Source organism: Azospirillum sp. VT-I1, assembly GCF_055698305.1.
The window spans coordinates 874,821-890,950 of sequence record NZ_CP168800.1; the positions used below are offsets into that span (position 1 = coordinate 874,821).

Sequence of the window (16,130 nt, forward strand, 5' to 3'; positions counted from 1 at the left end):
CCGACCCGATCATGAAGCCGCAAAACCCCGCCTCCGAGATTCTGGAAAAGCCGCTGGCCGACGCGCTCGGCGAGCGCTACCTCAGCTACGCGCTGTCCACCATCATGTCCCGCTCGCTGCCCGACGTGCGCGACGGGCTGAAGCCGGTGCACCGACGCCTGCTGTTCGCCATGAGCCAGCTGCGGCTGGAGCCGACGACGCCGCCCAAGAAGTCGGCCCGCGTCGTCGGCGACGTGATCGGCAAATTCCACCCGCACGGCGACACCTCCGTCTACGACGCGCTGGTGCGGCTGGCGCAGGACTTCTCCGTCCGCTATCCGCTGGTCGACGGCCAGGGCAATTTCGGCAACATCGACGGCGATAACGCCGCGGCGATGCGATACACCGAAGCCCGCCTGACCGAGGTCGCCAAGGCCCTGCTGGAAGGCATCGACGAGGACGCGGTCGATTTCCGCCCGACCTACGACGGCGACGGCGACGAGCCGGCGGTGCTGCCTTCCAACTTCCCGAACCTGCTGGCCAACGGGTCGAGCGGCATCGCGGTGGGCATGGCGACCAACATCCCGCCGCACAATGTCGGCGAGATCTGCGACGCGCTGCGCCACCTCATCAAGCACCGCGACGCCTCGATCGAGACGCTGGTCAACTTCATGCCCGGCCCCGACTTCCCCACCGGCGGCGTGCTGGTCGAGTCGCGGGAGAATGTGGTGGAGGCCTACCGCACCGGCCGCGGCGCCTTCCGCCTGCGCGCCCGCTGGGAGGTGGAGAAGCTGGGGCAAGGCACCTGGCAGATCGTCGTCACCGAGGTGCCCTATCAGGTGCAGAAGGCCCGGCTGGTCGAGAAGATCGCCGAGCTGCTGCTGGCCAAGAAGCTGATCCTGCTGGAGGATGTCCGCGACGAGTCGGCGGAGGATGTCCGCCTGGTCCTGGTGCCGAAGAGCCGGAACGTGGATCCCGAGGTGCTGATGGCCTCGCTGTTCCAGGCGACCGACCTGGAGATCCGCTTCTCGCTGAACATGAACGTGCTGGGTGCGGACCATGTGCCGCGGGTGATGAACCTACGCGAGGTGCTGCAGGCCTTCCTCGACCACCGGCACGAGGTGCTGGTCCGCCGGTCCAACCACCGGCTGAAGCAGATCGACCACCGTCTGGAGGTTCTCGGCGGCTATCTCGCCGCGTACCTGAACCTGGACGAGGTCATCCGCATCATCCGCGAGGAGGACGAGCCGAAGCAGGAGCTGATCCGCGCCTTCACCCTGACCGACGTGCAGGCCGACGCCATCCTCAACATGCGGCTGCGCAACCTGCGCAAGCTGGAGGAGATGGAGATCCGGCGCGAGCACGACACGCTGACCACCGAGAAGAACGGCCTGCTGGAGCTGCTGGGCGACGAGACCCTGCGCTGGAAGCGGATCGCCGAGGGTGTCGCCGAGATCAAGAAGAAGTTCGGCGGCGGCGCGCTGGGCAAGCGGCGGACCGACGTGGCCGACGCGCCGGCCGTGATCGAGGTGCCGCTGGACGCGCTGGTGGAGCGTGAGCCCGTGACCGTCATCTGCTCCGCCAAGGGCTGGATCCGCACGGTGCGCGGCCACCTGACCGACGCGGAAGCGGAGGACGTGAAGTACAAGGACGGCGACGCCCGCGGCTTCGTCGAGCGGTGCGAGACGACCGACAAGCTTCTGGTCTTCGCCAGCAACGGCAAGTTCTTCACCATCGGCGTCGACAAGCTGCCCCGCGGCCGCGGTTTCGGCGAGCCGGTGCGTCTGATGATCGACCTCGGCAACGACGTGGACATCGTCGACCTGTTCCGCCACCAGCCCGGCCGCACCCTGCTGGTGGTGTCGGAGGACGGCCGCGGCTTCCGCGTCGAGGAAGCCGAGGTGCTGGCCCAGACCCGCGCCGGCCGCCAAGTGCTGAACCTGGAGGACGGCAAGTCCGCCCGCATCTGCCATCCGGTGACCGGCGACACCCTCGCCATCATCGGCAACAACCGCAAGATGCTGGTCTTCCCGCTGGAGCAGGTGCCGGTGATGACCCGCGGCAAGGGCGTCCAGCTTCAGAAATACAAGGACGCCAGCGTTGCCGACGTGAAGACCTTCACGCTGGCTGAGGGGCTGAGCTGGAAGAACGGCGAGCGGAATTTCGTCGTCACCGACCTGACCGGCTGGATGGGCGACCGCGCCGGCCAGGGCAAGATGCCGCCGAACGGGTTCCCGAAGAACAACCGGTTCATGTGAGGTGGGTGAATTGGGTGGGGAAGTTAAACCCCCACCTAGCCTCCCCGCTCTCAGCGGACCTGCGGTCCGCCTGTCGCGTCAGCACAAAGCGGAGCTTTGTGCGAGAGCTGAGCGGGGGAGGGACTGCCGCCGCTCTTCCTGAAAGCGCCATCCCGAACAAGCGCTAGTCCCCTCCCCCGCCCAGCGGGGGATGGTTAGGGTGGGGGCCTGACCTCGCCGAATGAACCTTACTTCGGCACCGTCACCGTCGCCGACAGCGGCACGCGCCGCTCCACCAATGCCGAGGTGACTTCCTTGGCCTTGACCGGATCCATCGCCGCCAGGATCGGCGCTGTCTTCTGTTCCTTCATCTTCTGGATGACGCCCAGCAGCACCGGCATGTCGAGTTCCTCGAAGATGCGGGCCGCTTCCTTCGGCTTCATCGTCTCGTAGATCTTCACCAGGCTTTCCAACTGGGCCGACTGCTTCTCGTCACCCTGGGCCATCAGCTTCTGGATGTCGGCCTTGGTCTTCTCCATCTCCGCCACCTTCTGCTCGATCCGCTTTTCGGCAGCGGCCAGCAGGGCTTCGCGTTGCTCCATCTCCTTGGTGCGGCGCTCGATCTCGGCGCGGCGGTCGGCGAAATGCTGGAGCAGTTCCTGGTTGTTGATCGGACCGAGCGGCGCCAGCGGCGCGGCCGCGGCCGGAGCGTTGGCGGCCGGGGCATTCGCGGCACCGCTCGACCCGCCGGGGGCCGGCGGGGCTTCCTTGCCGGCGGGCTTGGTGGTGGCGGCGGGCGCCTGGGCCGGGGTCTGGGCGGAAGCCTGGGCCACGGTCAGGGCGGGCGGCGTCGCCGGGGGAGCTTTGCGGCCCCTGGGCGAGGCTGACCGGGAAATCCGGCAGACGGGCGTCATGGGTGGCGAGGCGCCACAGGTCGCCGACCCGGACCCCCAGCATCATCACCGCGACGAAGATGGTCAGCGGCAGCAGACGGAAGCGGAAGCCGCGCAGACGTGCCCGCAGACGCTCGGTCAGCGGCACGCGCGGCGTCGCCGGCTTGCGCGCCTTGCCCTTGGCCTTGCCCTTCTTCGCCAGGACCTTGCCCGTCGCGGGGCGGACCGCCGGCAGTTGCGCCTGCTGAACCTGCTGGGCCGCCAGTGTGGAAGAGGTGCGGACGCCGGTCGGCGCGGCACCGGCCGGGCGGATCACGACTTTGGGTTCGCCGCCCGCCGCGGCGGGCTTGCCGTCACTGCTGCGCATGGTCATCCGAGCCCCTTACCGGCATTCTCGATCGCCTGCAGAAGTTCGCGTTCGGCCCGCGACAGGCTCTCGCCATCGCGGGTGATGGGATCGCGCGGCTCGGCCGGCGGTTCGGCGCGGGCGGCGGCGCGACGCGGCGGCGCGTCCAGCCGGGCCGGCGGCGGCGCGTGGTCGTCATGGTCGCGGTCGTCCTCGGCCGGCAGGCTGCGCAGGGCCGGGCGCGGCGCCACCAGCGGCGCCTTGGCCGGAATGCGCGAGGCCAGCGCCGGAGCCACCGCCGCCGAACGTCCGCCTTCGCGCCGGCTGCCGCCGTCACGCTCGCCGACGCTGCCCAGGCGGTTGGCCAGCGCGTCGGCCGCCTCGATCATGAATTCCAGCTCGTCGCGCAGGGTCTGCGCCTTGTTGACGGTGCGCTGAAGCTCCTCGCCGGTATCGCTCGCCGCTTTCTTCAGCGTGCGCACGCCGGTCTCCGCCCGCGCCATCGCGTCGTTCAGGCCCTGGATCAGTTCGGCCATCTCGCCGCGGCTCTCGCGCAGCGCGATGATCTGCCGGTTCAGGATGATCGCATAGGCGATGGTCGCGGCCAGCAGGCCGACCATCACGACGTCGATGATGATGGAGATCAGCGGACTCATAACCTCATGACCTCCTGCTTGGGCAGTTCCTTTTCCAGGCGGACGGCGATGTGCCCGCCCTTGCGCCCCATCCGCCCCTGGAACATCGACACGTCGCCGCAGCGCAGCTCGATGGCGCCGTCGGGGGTGGCGTTCAGCAGGATGCGGGTGCCGACGCGCCAGTTCAGCACGTCGTGCAGGGTCATCGTTACCTCGTCGAGCACGGCGGACAGATCGACGTCCGTCACCATCAGCTCCGAGGCCAGGTGGGTTTCCCAGATCGAGTCACGGCCGAACTTCTCGCCCATGAACATCTGGAGCAGCAGTTCACGCACCGGCTCCAGCGTCGCATAGGGGATCATCAGCTCCAGCCGGCCGCCGCGATCCTCCATGTCGATGCGCAGCTTGACCAGCACCGCCGCGTTGGCGGGCCGCGCGATGGTGGCGAAGCGCGGGTTGGTCTCCAGCCGGTCGAAGCGGAAGGTGACGGGCGACAGCGGATCGAAGGCGGCCGACAGGTCGGACAGCACCACATGGACCATGCGTTCCACGAGGTTGCGTTCGATGGTGGTGTAGGGACGGCCTTCGATGCGCATCGCCGCCGTGCCGCGCCGGCCGCCCAGCAGCACGTCGACGATGGAATAGATCAGCGCGGAATCGACGACCATCAGGCCGTAATTGTCCCACTCCTCCGCCTTGAAGACCGACAGCATCGCCGGCAGCGGGATGGAGTTCAGGTAGTCGCCGAAACGCACGGAGGAAATCTGGTCGAGGCTGACCTCGACGTTGTCGGAGGTGAAGTTGCGCAAGGACGTGGACATCATGCGGACGAGGCGGTCGAAGACCACCTCCAGCATGGGCAGGCGTTCGTAGTTGACCAGCGCCGAGTTGACCAGCGCCATGATGCCGGAATTGTCGCCGTCGCCGGCGCCGCCCTGGTCGAAGCCCAGCAGGCTGTCGATCTCGTCCTGGTTCAGGACGCGGGTGGACCCGCCGCCGCCCATGTCGCCGACATCGCCGCTGTCCTCGGCCAACGCCGCCCATTCCGCGGCAAGCCGTTCCTCTTCGCTCAGTTCACCGGTGTCGCTCATCGGCCCACATCCCCACCTGACCGCGCCCTCACTGGACCAGCATTTCCTTGAACAGCACGTCCTTCACCTTCACCGGATAGGCGGCGGCGGTGATGCGCAGAAGCAGTTCCTGGCGCAGCCGGTACATGCCGGCTGACCCGCGCAGATCCTCCAGCCGCAATTCGCGGAGATAGACCTGGAAGTTGTCGATGATGCGCGGCAGCACATGCTCCACCGCGCCCACATCCTCCGGCTTCGACAGCTGGATGGAGATCTTGATCTTCAGGAAGGCCGGACGCTTGTTGCCGGTGTTCAGGTTCACCAGCATGTCCGGCAGGTCGTAGAAGACCGGGGCGGCATGCGGATCGGGCTTGCCCGGCTCCGCCTTGTGGTCGCCCTCCGCCGCGGCATGCTCGCCCTCGGCGGCCTGTTCCTCCTTGCCCAGCAGGCTGTCGAGCAGGCCGGAGAAATACACCCCGGCACCGGCGCCGATCAGCAGGACCAGGGGAAGGACAACGAACAGGACCAGCTTCTTGCCGCTGAATTTCTTCCGCGGCAGGCCGTCGGTCGAAAGTTCGCCAGCGTCGGTTTCGGCAGCCATGACATCCTGGATCGTTCGAGGTGCGCAACAGGTGCAGGCATCCGCCGCCCGCCCCACCGTCTGTCCATGCCAAAGCTACTTTTGGGATAGTTAATAACTCCTTTCGAGTGGCTGATGGGACACCCCGGACGAGCAGGTTTCGCCTTGTTGTGGCCGTTTCGGCACGGTTCTTGATTGGGGCTGCCCGGCAGTCCGCCGCCCGTCCGGCAAGACCGGCCGGGCCACGCCCGGATTCCGCCCGCCGCGACCCGCCGCCCTTCCCTGGGCCGGCCGGGCCGCCGCCCATCACCCCGCCGCCCCTCCCCCGCGGCGGGAACGGGAGAGTCTTGCCCGGCGATACCCGGCAAGCTTCGCCCCTGTCCCGGCAGATTCTGCCCGGCATCCCCTGCCCCATCCGGCGGGACCGCCCCCGCCTTGCCCGGATTCAGCGGTTTCCAGCGGTCCGGCGAAGTTGGCACGGCGCCTGCAATACCCCTTTCGCCGGTCGGACGCTGTCGCCCGATCCGTTCGCAAGGTGAAGAGGCCGCAAGATGGAAAACTCGATCTACGTCGCCCTGTCGCACCAGATGGCCCTGCGGCGCCAGCTGGACGTGACCTCCAACAACATCGCGAACGTCAACACGACCGGCTACAAGAACCAGCGGATGCTGTTCACGGAGTTCCTGGAACGGCCCGGCCTGCATGAGAAGGTCAGCTTCGTTCAGGACCGCGCCGTGGTGCGCGACCTGTCCAACGGCGCCATGACCCAGACCGGCAACCCGCTGGATCTGGCGCTGACCGGCCAGGGTTACTTCACCGTCGATACCGCCAGCGGCCCCCGCTACACCCGCGCCGGCAATTTCCGCCTGAACGACCAGCGCCAGCTGGTGGATGCCGGCGGCCTGCCGGTTCTGGCCAACAACGGCCAGCCCATCACCATCCCGGCCGGCACCAGCGACGTGAAGGTCAGCGGCGACGGCACCGTCTCCACCGAACTGGGCCCGGTCGGCCGGCTGAACATCGTCACCTTCAAGAACGAGCAGCTGATGACCGAGGTCGGCAGCGGCCTGTACGTCAGCGACGAGCAGCCGGAGCCCGCCCCGGCCGAGACGAAAGTGGCACAGGGCTTGCTAGAAGGTTCGAACGTGAAGCCCGTGGTCGAGATGACGCAGATGATCGAACTCCAGCGCCAATACATGTCCGCACAGCGGATGATGGACACCGAACACGAGCGCGTCCGCACGATGCTTCAGCGGCTGGGCCGCAGCGTCTGAACCAGACCGACGACGAGAGGAGAAGACCACCATGCGCAGCCTCGCCATCGGCGCCACCGGCATGATCGCCCAGCAGCTCAACGTCGAGACGATCTCCAACAACATCGCCAACTCGACCACCACCGGCTACAAGAAGCAGCGGGCGGAATTCCAGGACCTGCTGTACCAGAATTTCCGCCGCATCGGCTCGACCTCGTCGGATGCCGGCACCATCGTGCCGACCGGCGTGCAGGTGGGTGCCGGCGTGCGCGTCGCCGCGGTGGCCCGCGTGCTGGAACAGGGCAACCTGAACATCACCGACAACAAGCTGGATGTCGCGATCAACGGGTCGGGCTATTTCCAGGTGACGCTGCCCAGCGGCGACACCGCCTACACCCGCGCCGGCAACTTCAAGCTGTCGCCGGAAGGCATGATGGTCACCGCCGACGGCTATCCGATCCAGCCGAACATCACCATCCCGGCCAACGCGGTGGACGTGTCCATCAACTCGTCGGGCGAGGTGCTGGTCAAGCTGGACGGCCAGACCGCCACGCAGAATGTCGGCCAGATCCAGCTCGCCACCTTCGCCAACGCCGCCGGCCTGGAAGCCACCGGCGACAACCTGTTCCTGGAATCCGGCGCCTCCGGCCAGTCGGTGACCGGCAACCCCGGCGCCCCCGGCTTCGGCCGCGTCGTCCAGGGCGCGCTGGAGACCTCCAACGTCAACGTCGTGCAGGAGATCACCACCCTGATCACCGCCCAGCGCGCGTACGAGATGAACTCCAAGGTCATCAAGACCACCGACGAGATGATGCAGCAGGCCAGCCAGATGAGGTAACGCCGGCACCGCCGGCGCCTCGCTCCAGCCTCGAAACCGGGAACCACCGCCATGATCCGCCACCTCGCCGCCCGCCGCCTGCCCGCCCTGTTCCTCGGCGCCGCCCTGCTGACCGCCCCGGTCGCGGTGCCGGCCGCCACGGTTCCGGCCACGGGCGTGACGGCGCCGGTTCCGGACGTCGTCTACGGCATGCCGCATGTGGAGGCGGTGCTGTCGGACGCGCTGTCGCGGGTGGTCACCGTCGGCCGGCTGCAGATGGAGCTGGACAACCGGGCGGTGGAGCTGCGCGCGCCCCAGGGCGCCGGCGGGCTGGCGGTGGAGAACCTCTATTACAGCCCGATCCAGGGCCGCTTCGCCGCCGAGATCGTGGTGACGGGCAGCCAGGTCCGCCTGCCGGTGTCGGGCCGCGCCTTCGGCGTGGTGCAGATCCCGGTGCTGTCCCGCCGCATCATCCCCGGCGACGTCATCGGCCCGGGCGACATCGACTGGCAGGACGTGCGCGCCGACCAGACCACCAGCGACACCGCCGCCACCGACGCCCAGCTGATCGGCATGACGCCCAAGCGCGGCGTGTCCACCAACCAGCCCGTCCGCCTGCGCGACCTGCAGTCGCCGCGCATGGTCGACAAGGGATCCCTGGTCACCATCACCCTGTCGACGCCGTCCATGACGCTGACCACCCAGGGCAAGGCCCTGCAGGACGGCGGCAAGGGCGAGGTCATCCGCGTCGTGAACACCCAATCCAACCGCATCGTCGAAGCGACGGTCGCGGGCCCCAACGTCGTCGCCGTGGCAAAGCCCGGCACCATCGCGCAGTGAGGAGAAAGCTCCAATGTCCGCCACCATGACCGCCCGCCTGATCCGCTTCGCGATGATCGCCGCCGCCGCCACCTCGCTGACCGCCTGCGGCGCCGCCTCGCGCATCGCCGACATCGGCAAGGCGCCCGAGATGAGCGGCATCCAGGACCCGCAGGCCCGCCCCGGCTACCAGCCGATCAGCCTGCCGATGCCGACCCCGCTGCCGACGGAGCGCAACCCGAACTCGCTGTGGCGGAACGGCTCCAAGGCCTTCTTCAAGGACCAGCGCGCGGCCAAGGTCGGCGACATCCTGACCATCAACATCTCCATCGCCGACCAGGCCAAGCTGTCGAACGAGAGCAAGCGGTCGCGCGCCAACAGCGAGAAGGCCGGCATGCCGAACCTGTTCGGCCTGGAAGGCGCCACGCTGAGCCGCGTCCTGCCGGCCGGCGCCTCGGCCTCCAGCCTGGTGGACCTGTCGAGCGACACGTCGAACGACGGCAAGGGTTCGGTGGACCGCAACGAGAAGATCGAGCTGAAGGTGGCGGCGCTGGTGACCCAGACCCTGCCCAACGGCAACCTCGTGATCCAGGGTCACCAGGAGGTCCGCGTGAACTACGAGCTGCGCGACCTGCAGATCCACGGCGTGATCCGTCCCGAGGACATCACCGCGCAGAACACCATCAGCTACGAGAAGATCGCCGAGGCCCGCATCTCCTACGGTGGCCGCGGCCAGATCACCGACGTCCAGCAGCCGCGCTACGGCCAGCAGCTGTACGACATCATCATGCCGTTCTGAGGACGGTACTGAGGATCGGCGCCTGAATTGACCGGGCGGGCGGGGCCACCCATGCGGGATGGCCCCGCCCGCCTGCCGGCCGTCGGATCGGGAGCTCACCCGGGAAAATGTTGCCGCCCGGCGGGACGTGCCGGGCCGATGTTGCCGGGAAGCGGCCTCGGCACCAGGGGCTCCGGCGTTCTCCCCAGGGAACAGCCCGGCCGGGCTGGCGGATGCGCGCGAAATTGACTATAGCCCTTCCGCATCGATCCCAAGGGCGGGAGGACCGCAGCAGGACCATGGCACCCCCTACTATGATCAGGGCAGCTTCAGCGCCGCGCTCTACGATCTGATCGATGGCGCCCTGTGTCCGGAAAGCGAGCCGACCTTCTACAGGACGATGGCCATCGGAACGACGACGCCGGTCCTGGAAATCGGCGCCGGCACGGGACGGCTTTCCTTCTCTCTCGCCGAGGCCGGGCACCGGGTGATCGGCGTCGAGCTTTCGGCGGCCATGCTCGACATCGCGAACCGAAAGCTGGAAGCGGCCGCGCCGGACGTTCGGGAGCGGGTGACCTTCGCATCGGGCGACGCACGCCGGCTCGATCTGGGCCGGACCTTCGATCTGGCGATCGCCCCCTACCGCCTGTTCAATTTTCTCCTGACCGACGACGACCAGAGCCTGTTCCTGAACGCGTTGCACCGCCACCTGTCCTCCAGTGGCCGGGCCGTACTGGATTGCTGGGGAGTGTCGAACGGTCCCAAGCCGATGCGTCCGGCAAGCCCGCACCGGCGGGCCGTGGTCAACATCGAAGGGTCGCGCTTCTCGGTGGCACGGACCTTCAAAAGCGAAGCCATCGATTGGGAAGCGCAGACCGCGGTCTTCACCGTGACCTACGACATCATGGACAAGGCGGGGACGATCCTTCAGAGCCGGGATGAGGACCTCACCCTCCGCTGGATGTTGCCGGAGGAAATGAAGGCGCTGCTGCAGCGGCACGGATTCCGGGTGCTGGCCGAGTTGGGCGGTTTCGACGCGACCCCGGCCGTCGAACCCGGTGACCGGCTGTGGGTCGTCGAACGCGCCGACTGACCGCCGGACCCCGGGCCGCCGGCTCCGTCTTACTGATAGCCGCCTTCGCGGGCACGGTCCTTTGCCGCCTCCTCCTGGGCCTTTTCGGTGCGGCTGTCGATCTTGCCGGCGTCGCCCGCGGGCTTCTGCGGCCCGCCATCCGGTTTGGCGTTTTCGGGTTTGGCGTTTTCGGGCTGATGGGTGGGCCGGTCCGTCATCGGGATGCTCCTCCGTCGCATAGGGTGTGACGAGGAAACAGCCGGAGCACGGGATCGTCCCCGCCGGTCAGCCGGCCGACCTTGCGCCCCCGGCTTCGGCGGCGGAATCGGCGGCGGAATCGGCGGCGGAATCGTCGCGGGCGGCGTTGATCTGGTCCAGAGTGCGGCCGCAGCCGGTGCAGACGTCGCCGTCGATGGCGCACATGCCCAGGCAATCGGGATCGTCGCTCATGCCGGTCCGGCCCTTCCGACTGATGGTGAAGCGGCCCCATCCCTAGCCGAAATCCGCCCGCGTCTCAAGATGCGCACCGGCAAAGGCCGCCCTGTCCCAACCTACCCGGATATGCATGCCTGTCCTTCCGCGGGGCGGTCCCGATTGCAGCCGCGATACTAAGGGATTAAACCATTCTTGCGGCCGATCACTTATGAAGGTGTGCATGCCCACGGCGTTGCTCGTGTCCTGCGCGATTTATCGTTACGGCACCGCCCGGATGCCGGCCGCCTTGAAGGCGGCGGGTTTTCGCGTCTTCGCCATCTGTCCGCAGAATTCCCTTCTGGAGTTCAGCGACAGCATCGACGGCAGGCACTGCTTCGCCCCCGGCTTCAGTCGCGACGACCTGACGGTGATCGCGGCCAGGGCGGCGGGACAGCTTCGGGCCGACATCGTGATCGCCTGCGAGGAGAGCGCTGCCACGGTGCTGGGCTCCGCCGGACGGCTGCTGGAACAGGTGCCGGGGGACGGCGCCGATGCTCGCTGCCTGCGCATGGTCCGTGCGTGGTACGGCGGACAGCGTTGGGAAACGATGCGCTCGCAGTGCGTGGAGCGCGTCTCCGCCGCCGGCATCCGCACGCCGCGGCAGATCGCGGTCGATCCGGGACGCACCGGCACGGCCGATCTGGCGGAACTGGGCGCGCCCTTGCTGGTGAAGTGCGATTACAGTTCGGCCGGGCGTGGGGTGCAGTTGGCCTGCAGTCCGCGGATTGCACTGGACCTTGCGGCGCAGGCCGCACAGGGCTGGCGGGAGAACGGGACCGCGATGCCGGCCGATGGACGCATCGTCGCGCAGGAATTCGTGAAAGGGCGCGCGGCGTCGGTTTCGTTCAGCGCGTTGCGCGGACGGATGCTGGAAGGCTTCGCCTACACCGCGCTGCACCGCCAGCCGGAGCCCTTCGGCCCGGCCTCCGTCATCGAGGTGGCGGACCATCCGGCCCTGATCGACATGGCCCGCCGCATCGTGGAGCTGACCGGCTATTCCGGCTTCGGCGGGATCGACGCGATCCTGCCGGAGGACGGCAGCGCACCGGTTTTCCTTGAGTTCAATGCCCGCCCCACCCAGACCAGCCATCTCGGCGGCCTGGTGGGGGCCGACCTGTGCCGGGCGTTGGCCTGTGCGTTGGAAGGGCGCCCGCATGACGGCAGCTTCGGCCGGATCCCCGGCATGCCGGTCGCCCTGTTTCCGGCCGAATGGATCCGCGACCCCAACAGCCGCTATCTGACGGCGGCCCACCATGACGTCCCGTGGAACGAGCGCCGGATGACCGCGGCGATCCTCGGCATCACCCCGCAGATCCACCCGAACTGACCGCCCGACCCGGCGCCTGTCCCGGTGACGGTTCCAGCGAAAGCTCGCCGCCGACCTCGTGGGTCAGGCCGATTCCCTCCACGGTCAGGACCACGCGCACGGGCAGGGAAGCCACGCCGTCCAGCCTCCCGTCCGCCAGCGCACGGCCGACGGCCAGTTCGATTTCCCGCTGGGAGGTGACGCCGACCTGCTTCAGGAATTTGCGCAGGTCGAGGTTGAAGGTCTCGTTGTCCATGGATCGCCCCCGGAGTCGGAACCGCAGCATGCCCTGCCGTTGCGAACCCTGCGGGGCGGCTTTGGTTCCGCACCGCCCGCCCCTTCCATGGGAAAGCCGAACCCTACATATGGCAAAGGCACCGGCCGGGGACGACCGATGCCTTCTTGAGAGCCGGCGCTGCGCCGGACTGCCGCGGCCGGCTGCCGCAGCCTATTGCCGATGCCGACGGCGAACCGCGGCCGTCGGGTCCGGGGGACGCGCGGAGCATCGCCGCCGGCGACCGGGACCGGCGGGTCGCCCTTGCGGCCGCGGACCGTCCGTCAGTCGTCGCGCTGGGTGCGCTCCATCCGCTCGTGACGCTCCTGGGCCTCCAGGCTCAGCGTCGCGATCGGGCGGGCATCCAGCCGGCGGACGGAGATGGGGTCGCCCGTCTCCTCGCAATAGCCGTAGCTGCCGTCGACGAGGCGTTCCAGCGCCGCGTCGATCTTGGAGATCAGCTTGCGTTCGCGGTCGCGGGTGCGCAGTTCCAGCGCGCGGTCGGTCTCCGCCGAGGCGCGGTCAGCGATATCCGGTTCCTGGATACCGCCTTCCTGGAGGCTGTTCAGCGTGCCGGTGGATTCCGCCAGCAGTTCCGCGCGCCAGCGCAGCAGCTTCTGGCGGAAATACTCCCGCATGATCGGGTTCATGAACTCCTCGTCTTCCGACGGGGAATAGTTCTGGGGCAGAAGCGGCGACGTCATCCGAAAGCATCCAGCGAAAAAGGGGTGATCCGGGCGGCGCGGAGTATAGGCACGCCACGTCAGGACCGCAACCCTATGGTTCGCCCCCGCAACGACCAAACAAGCCCTTGGAATAAAAAAGATTTGTGACCGTGGCGATTTCGCCGCCACAACCCGTGCGCGCGCAGCGGCCGCAAGGCCGCCATCATGTCAGGAGGTCAGCTTCGCCAGCTCCACCTGCGCGCGCAGGTCGATCTCGTCGAGAATTTCCGCAAGGCCGGGATCGTCGACCTGGACGCGGCGGGACTGGACCACCTTGGCGAGGTCCACCAGCTTCTGCACCGACAGGGTGCCGGACAGCAGGCCGTGCTGGATTTCCTCCAGCCGGTCCAGCATCTCCTCCGCCCGCATCTTGCCGCGCGACGCGCGCGCGGTGGCGTCGTCGGTCGCATCGACCTCCTGCAGGGCCAGCACGCCCGAAACCCCAGCCGTCGCGGCGGTGCCGCTGACCCCGTGGGCGGAGCCGGTCTCTCCCACCAGCTGCTTGGAGAACGCGGCGCCGGACGAGCCTTCGGCCTTGCCGGTGCGGCGGACCGAACCACTGCCGCGAATGTTTCCGGTGCCTTCGACTTTCATGATCCGTGCAACCGTTTGCAGTAAAGGATGCGTAAACGCGCGCACTGTAGATGGATCAACCTTAACATCCGGTCAAGGCTTGCCGCAATCGGGCAAAAATTGCCGGCCGGCTGTGACCGAAACGCGTCATATCGCGGGCGTTTTTCAGGGCAACGACCGGAATCGGCCGCCGGCCGCCGCTGGCACGGCGTTTGTATAGGACCGGGCACGAGTTCAGGAGTGTCCGCGTCATGATCCCCACCGCCCTTCGCCTTCTGCGCCGCCGCACCGTCCTGGTCGTGCTGACCGCCCTGCTGGCGTTCGGTGTCCAGGCCGCACCGGCGCTCGCCGCGTCCGCCCGCATCAAGGACATCGTCGATGTGGAGGGCGTGCGCGACAACATGCTGATCGGCTATGGGCTGGTGGTCGGCCTGAACGGCACCGGCGACAGCCTGAACAACTCGCCTTTCACCGAGCAGAGCCTGACCGGCATGCTGGAGCGGATGGGCGTCAACACCCGCGGCACCAACCTGCGCACCAAGAACGTGGCGGCGGTGATGGTGACGGCGACGCTGGGCGCCTATGCGGCGCAGGGCACGCGCATCGACGTCACCGTGTCGGCGATGGGCGACGCCAAGAGCCTGCTGGGCGGCACCCTGCTGGTCACCCCGATGATGGGCGCCGACGGCGAGGTCTATGCCGTGGCGCAGGGGCCGATCGCGGTTTCCGGCTTCACCGCCCAGGGCCAGGGCGCCAGCGTGACGCGCGGCGTGCCGACCTCCGGCCGCATTTCCTCCGGCGCCATCGTGGAGCGGGAAATCCAGTTCTCGCTGGCCGAGCTGCCGGTCCTGCGCCTCAGCTTGCGCAACCCCGACTTCACCACCGCCCAGCGGGTGGCGACCGCCATCAACATCCAGCTGCGCGGCAACCGCGCCCAGGCGACCGACCCGTCCTCCGTCCTCATCAACGTGCCGGAGACGCGGCGCGGCGACGTGGTGGGACTGGTGACGGAGATCGAGCAGCTGCGCATCACCCCCGATCAGGTCGCCCGCGTGGTGGTGGACGAGAAGTCCGGCGTGATCGTGATGGGCGAGAATGTCCGCATCTCCACCGTCGCCATCGCCCAGGGCAACCTGACCATCCGCATCACCGAGACCCCGCAGGTCAGCCAGCCCGGCCCGTTCAGCCAGGGCCAGACCGCGGTGGTGCCGCGCACCGACATCCAGGTCGACGACCAGTCCAACAACCGCCTCGCCGTGATGAATGCCGGGGTGACGCTGCAGGAGTTGGTACAGTCCTTGAATGCGCTTGGGGTGGGACCGCGGGACATGATCGCCATTCTCCAGTCGATCAAGGCCGCCGGCGCCCTGCAAGCCGAGATCGAGGTGATCTGATGTCCATGAGCTCCGCCATTTCCGCCGGTTTCGGCGTGCGCACCCAGGCGAAGATTTCCGATCTGGAGGCAAAGACCGACCCGGCAAAGCTTGCCCAGCTGCGCAAGTCGGCCAACGAGTTCGAGAGCCAGTTCATCTCGCAGATGCTGGGGCCGATGTTCGAGGGGATCGGCACCGACGAGACCTTCGGCGGCGGGCGCGGCGAGGAGATGTTCCGCCCGATGCTGATCGAGCAGTTCGGCAAGCAGATCACCCAGCGCGGCGGTTTTGGCATCGCCAATCAGGTTTACGGAGAGCTTCTTCGCGCCCAGGAGGCCAGCCATGGATAAGGTCGACGTCCGTTTCCCCCAACAGCCCAAGCCGGCCGCCAACCTGCCGAAGAACGCCCAGGAGCGCGCGGTGGCCCTGGTCGAGCTGATGGGCCGCCTGACCGCCCTGCTGGAGCGCGAGGCCGCCGCCGTCCGCGCCCGCCGCCCGGCGAAGGAGCTGGCCCAGATCGTGAGGGACAAGCAGCCGATGACGCTGGTCTATGAGGAGATCAGCCGCCTGCTGCGCGTCGACCGCGATGGCCTGATGGCGCTGCCGGCGGAGCTGAAGACGGCCCTGAAGGACGCCACCGGCAAGCTCTATGCCGCCACCGCCGACAATGCCGAGGCCCTGCGGATCGGCGGCGAGGCCCAGAAGGTGATGGTCGATACCGTCGTCACCGTCATCACCCGCCAGCAGAAGGCGCCTGCAACCGCCTATGCCGCGCACATGGGCGGCGGCCGCGGCTATTCCCCGCCGCCCAGCGGACCGCGCACCTCGGCGGCGCTCAACACCCGGCTTTGACCGCCGCCGCCCGCCGCCTTCATCCGTGACTGCCGAGACCGCTCGAACGGCCGCCCTCCCGACCCGGAGGGCGG

Annotated in this window: 19 protein-coding genes; 10 read left to right on the plus strand and 9 right to left on the minus strand. The window is 68.3% G+C overall.

Annotated features, from left to right (window positions below; translation table 11 throughout):
• The first annotated feature begins 11 nt into the window (after positions 1 to 11).
• Positions 12 to 2,237, plus strand: a complete 2,226-nt coding sequence (parC, locus tag AB8P05_RS04165; RefSeq protein ID WP_472758922.1) for a DNA topoisomerase IV subunit A — start codon at positions 12 to 14, stop codon at positions 2,235 to 2,237.
• A gap of 227 nt (positions 2,238 to 2,464) precedes the next feature.
• Here parC and AB8P05_RS04170 read toward each other — a convergent pair whose 3' ends face one another.
• The 4 genes from AB8P05_RS04170 to AB8P05_RS04185 form a co-directional block, all read right to left on the minus strand.
• Positions 2,465 to 3,049, minus strand: coding sequence for a MotE family protein (locus tag AB8P05_RS04170; RefSeq protein WP_472758923.1), 585 nt, complete (start codon positions 3,047 to 3,049; stop codon positions 2,465 to 2,467).
• A 429-nt stretch (positions 3,050 to 3,478) separates the two neighbouring features.
• On the minus strand, positions 3,479 to 4,111 hold the full coding sequence (locus AB8P05_RS04175; protein ID WP_472758924.1) for a DUF6468 domain-containing protein: 633 nt from the start codon (positions 4,109 to 4,111) through the stop codon (positions 3,479 to 3,481).
• On the minus strand, positions 4,108 to 5,181 hold the full coding sequence (fliM, locus tag AB8P05_RS04180; protein ID WP_085089732.1) for a flagellar motor switch protein FliM: 1,074 nt from the start codon (positions 5,179 to 5,181) through the stop codon (positions 4,108 to 4,110). The genes AB8P05_RS04175 and fliM overlap by 4 nt, the downstream gene beginning before the upstream one ends.
• A 28-nt stretch (positions 5,182 to 5,209) precedes the next feature.
• On the minus strand, positions 5,210 to 5,761 hold the full coding sequence (locus AB8P05_RS04185; RefSeq protein WP_455172033.1) for a flagellar basal body-associated FliL family protein: 552 nt from the start codon (positions 5,759 to 5,761) through the stop codon (positions 5,210 to 5,212).
• A gap of 530 nt (positions 5,762 to 6,291) precedes the next feature.
• On the opposite strand from AB8P05_RS04185, the gene flgF reads away from it, so the two are divergent.
• The 5 genes from flgF to AB8P05_RS04210 are packed head-to-tail and all read left to right on the plus strand — an operon-like array spanning position 6,292 to position 10,500.
• Positions 6,292 to 7,014 carry a flagellar basal-body rod protein FlgF gene (gene flgF, locus AB8P05_RS04190; protein WP_472758925.1) on the plus strand — a complete coding sequence of 241 codons (723 nt, stop codon included), beginning with the start codon at positions 6,292 to 6,294 and terminating at the stop codon, positions 7,012 to 7,014.
• 31 nt (positions 7,015 to 7,045) lie between these two features.
• Entirely contained in the window at positions 7,046 to 7,831 is a 786-nt protein-coding gene (gene flgG / locus AB8P05_RS04195; RefSeq protein WP_472758926.1) for a flagellar basal-body rod protein FlgG, read from the plus strand.
• A gap of 51 nt (positions 7,832 to 7,882) precedes the next feature.
• Positions 7,883 to 8,650, plus strand: a complete 768-nt coding sequence (flgA, locus tag AB8P05_RS04200) for a flagellar basal body P-ring formation chaperone FlgA (protein WP_472758927.1) — start codon at positions 7,883 to 7,885, stop codon at positions 8,648 to 8,650.
• A gap of 13 nt (positions 8,651 to 8,663) precedes the next feature.
• Entirely contained in the window at positions 8,664 to 9,428 is a 765-nt protein-coding gene (gene flgH / locus AB8P05_RS04205; protein WP_472758928.1) for a flagellar basal body L-ring protein FlgH, read from the plus strand.
• A 58-nt stretch (positions 9,429 to 9,486) separates the two neighbouring features.
• Complete coding sequence (locus tag AB8P05_RS04210; RefSeq protein WP_472758929.1) at positions 9,487 to 10,500, plus strand: class I SAM-dependent methyltransferase; 1,014 nt, start codon at positions 9,487 to 9,489, stop codon at positions 10,498 to 10,500.
• Between the two features lie 29 nt (positions 10,501 to 10,529).
• On the opposite strand, the gene AB8P05_RS04215 is transcribed toward AB8P05_RS04210, so the two are convergent.
• Positions 10,530 to 10,697, minus strand: coding sequence for a hypothetical protein (locus AB8P05_RS04215; RefSeq protein WP_472758930.1), 168 nt, complete (start codon positions 10,695 to 10,697; stop codon positions 10,530 to 10,532).
• A 67-nt stretch (positions 10,698 to 10,764) separates the two neighbouring features.
• Positions 10,765 to 10,929 carry a DUF1289 domain-containing protein gene (locus AB8P05_RS04220; RefSeq protein WP_472758931.1) on the minus strand — a complete coding sequence of 55 codons (165 nt, stop codon included), beginning with the start codon at positions 10,927 to 10,929 and terminating at the stop codon, positions 10,765 to 10,767.
• Between the two features lie 205 nt (positions 10,930 to 11,134).
• On the opposite strand from AB8P05_RS04220, the gene AB8P05_RS04225 reads away from it, so the two are divergent.
• Positions 11,135 to 12,280 (plus strand): ATP-grasp domain-containing protein, encoded by a 1,146-nt coding sequence (locus AB8P05_RS04225; protein WP_472758932.1) that lies wholly within the window; start codon positions 11,135 to 11,137, stop codon positions 12,278 to 12,280.
• Here AB8P05_RS04225 and AB8P05_RS04230 read toward each other — a convergent pair.
• The 3 genes from AB8P05_RS04230 to AB8P05_RS04240 all read right to left on the minus strand — a co-directional run bounded on the left by AB8P05_RS04230 (position 12,255) and on the right by AB8P05_RS04240 (position 13,852).
• Complete coding sequence (locus AB8P05_RS04230) at positions 12,255 to 12,515, minus strand: DUF6494 family protein (RefSeq protein ID WP_472758933.1); 261 nt, start codon at positions 12,513 to 12,515, stop codon at positions 12,255 to 12,257. The genes AB8P05_RS04225 and AB8P05_RS04230 overlap by 26 nt on opposite strands.
• 302 nt (positions 12,516 to 12,817) lie before the next feature.
• Complete coding sequence (gene dksA, locus AB8P05_RS04235; RefSeq protein ID WP_012974451.1) at positions 12,818 to 13,237, minus strand: RNA polymerase-binding protein DksA; 420 nt, start codon at positions 13,235 to 13,237, stop codon at positions 12,818 to 12,820.
• A 189-nt stretch (positions 13,238 to 13,426) separates the two neighbouring features.
• Positions 13,427 to 13,852 (minus strand): flagellar assembly protein FliX, encoded by a 426-nt coding sequence (locus tag AB8P05_RS04240; RefSeq protein ID WP_472758934.1) that lies wholly within the window; start codon positions 13,850 to 13,852, stop codon positions 13,427 to 13,429.
• A 230-nt stretch (positions 13,853 to 14,082) separates the two neighbouring features.
• On the opposite strand from AB8P05_RS04240, the gene AB8P05_RS04245 reads away from it, so the two are divergent.
• Genes AB8P05_RS04245 through AB8P05_RS04255 form a run of 3 tightly spaced genes read left to right on the plus strand, consistent with a single transcriptional unit; the run spans position 14,083 to position 16,056 of the window.
• Complete coding sequence (locus AB8P05_RS04245) at positions 14,083 to 15,225, plus strand: flagellar basal body P-ring protein FlgI (protein WP_472758935.1); 1,143 nt, start codon at positions 14,083 to 14,085, stop codon at positions 15,223 to 15,225.
• Positions 15,225 to 15,554 carry a rod-binding protein gene (locus AB8P05_RS04250; protein ID WP_472758936.1) on the plus strand — a complete coding sequence of 110 codons (330 nt, stop codon included), beginning with the start codon at positions 15,225 to 15,227 and terminating at the stop codon, positions 15,552 to 15,554. The genes AB8P05_RS04245 and AB8P05_RS04250 overlap by 1 nt, the downstream gene beginning before the upstream one ends.
• Positions 15,547 to 16,056, plus strand: coding sequence for a flagellar basal-body protein (locus AB8P05_RS04255; RefSeq protein ID WP_472758937.1), 510 nt, complete (start codon positions 15,547 to 15,549; stop codon positions 16,054 to 16,056). The genes AB8P05_RS04250 and AB8P05_RS04255 overlap by 8 nt, the downstream gene beginning before the upstream one ends.
• Positions 16,057 to 16,130 lie beyond the last annotated feature (74 nt).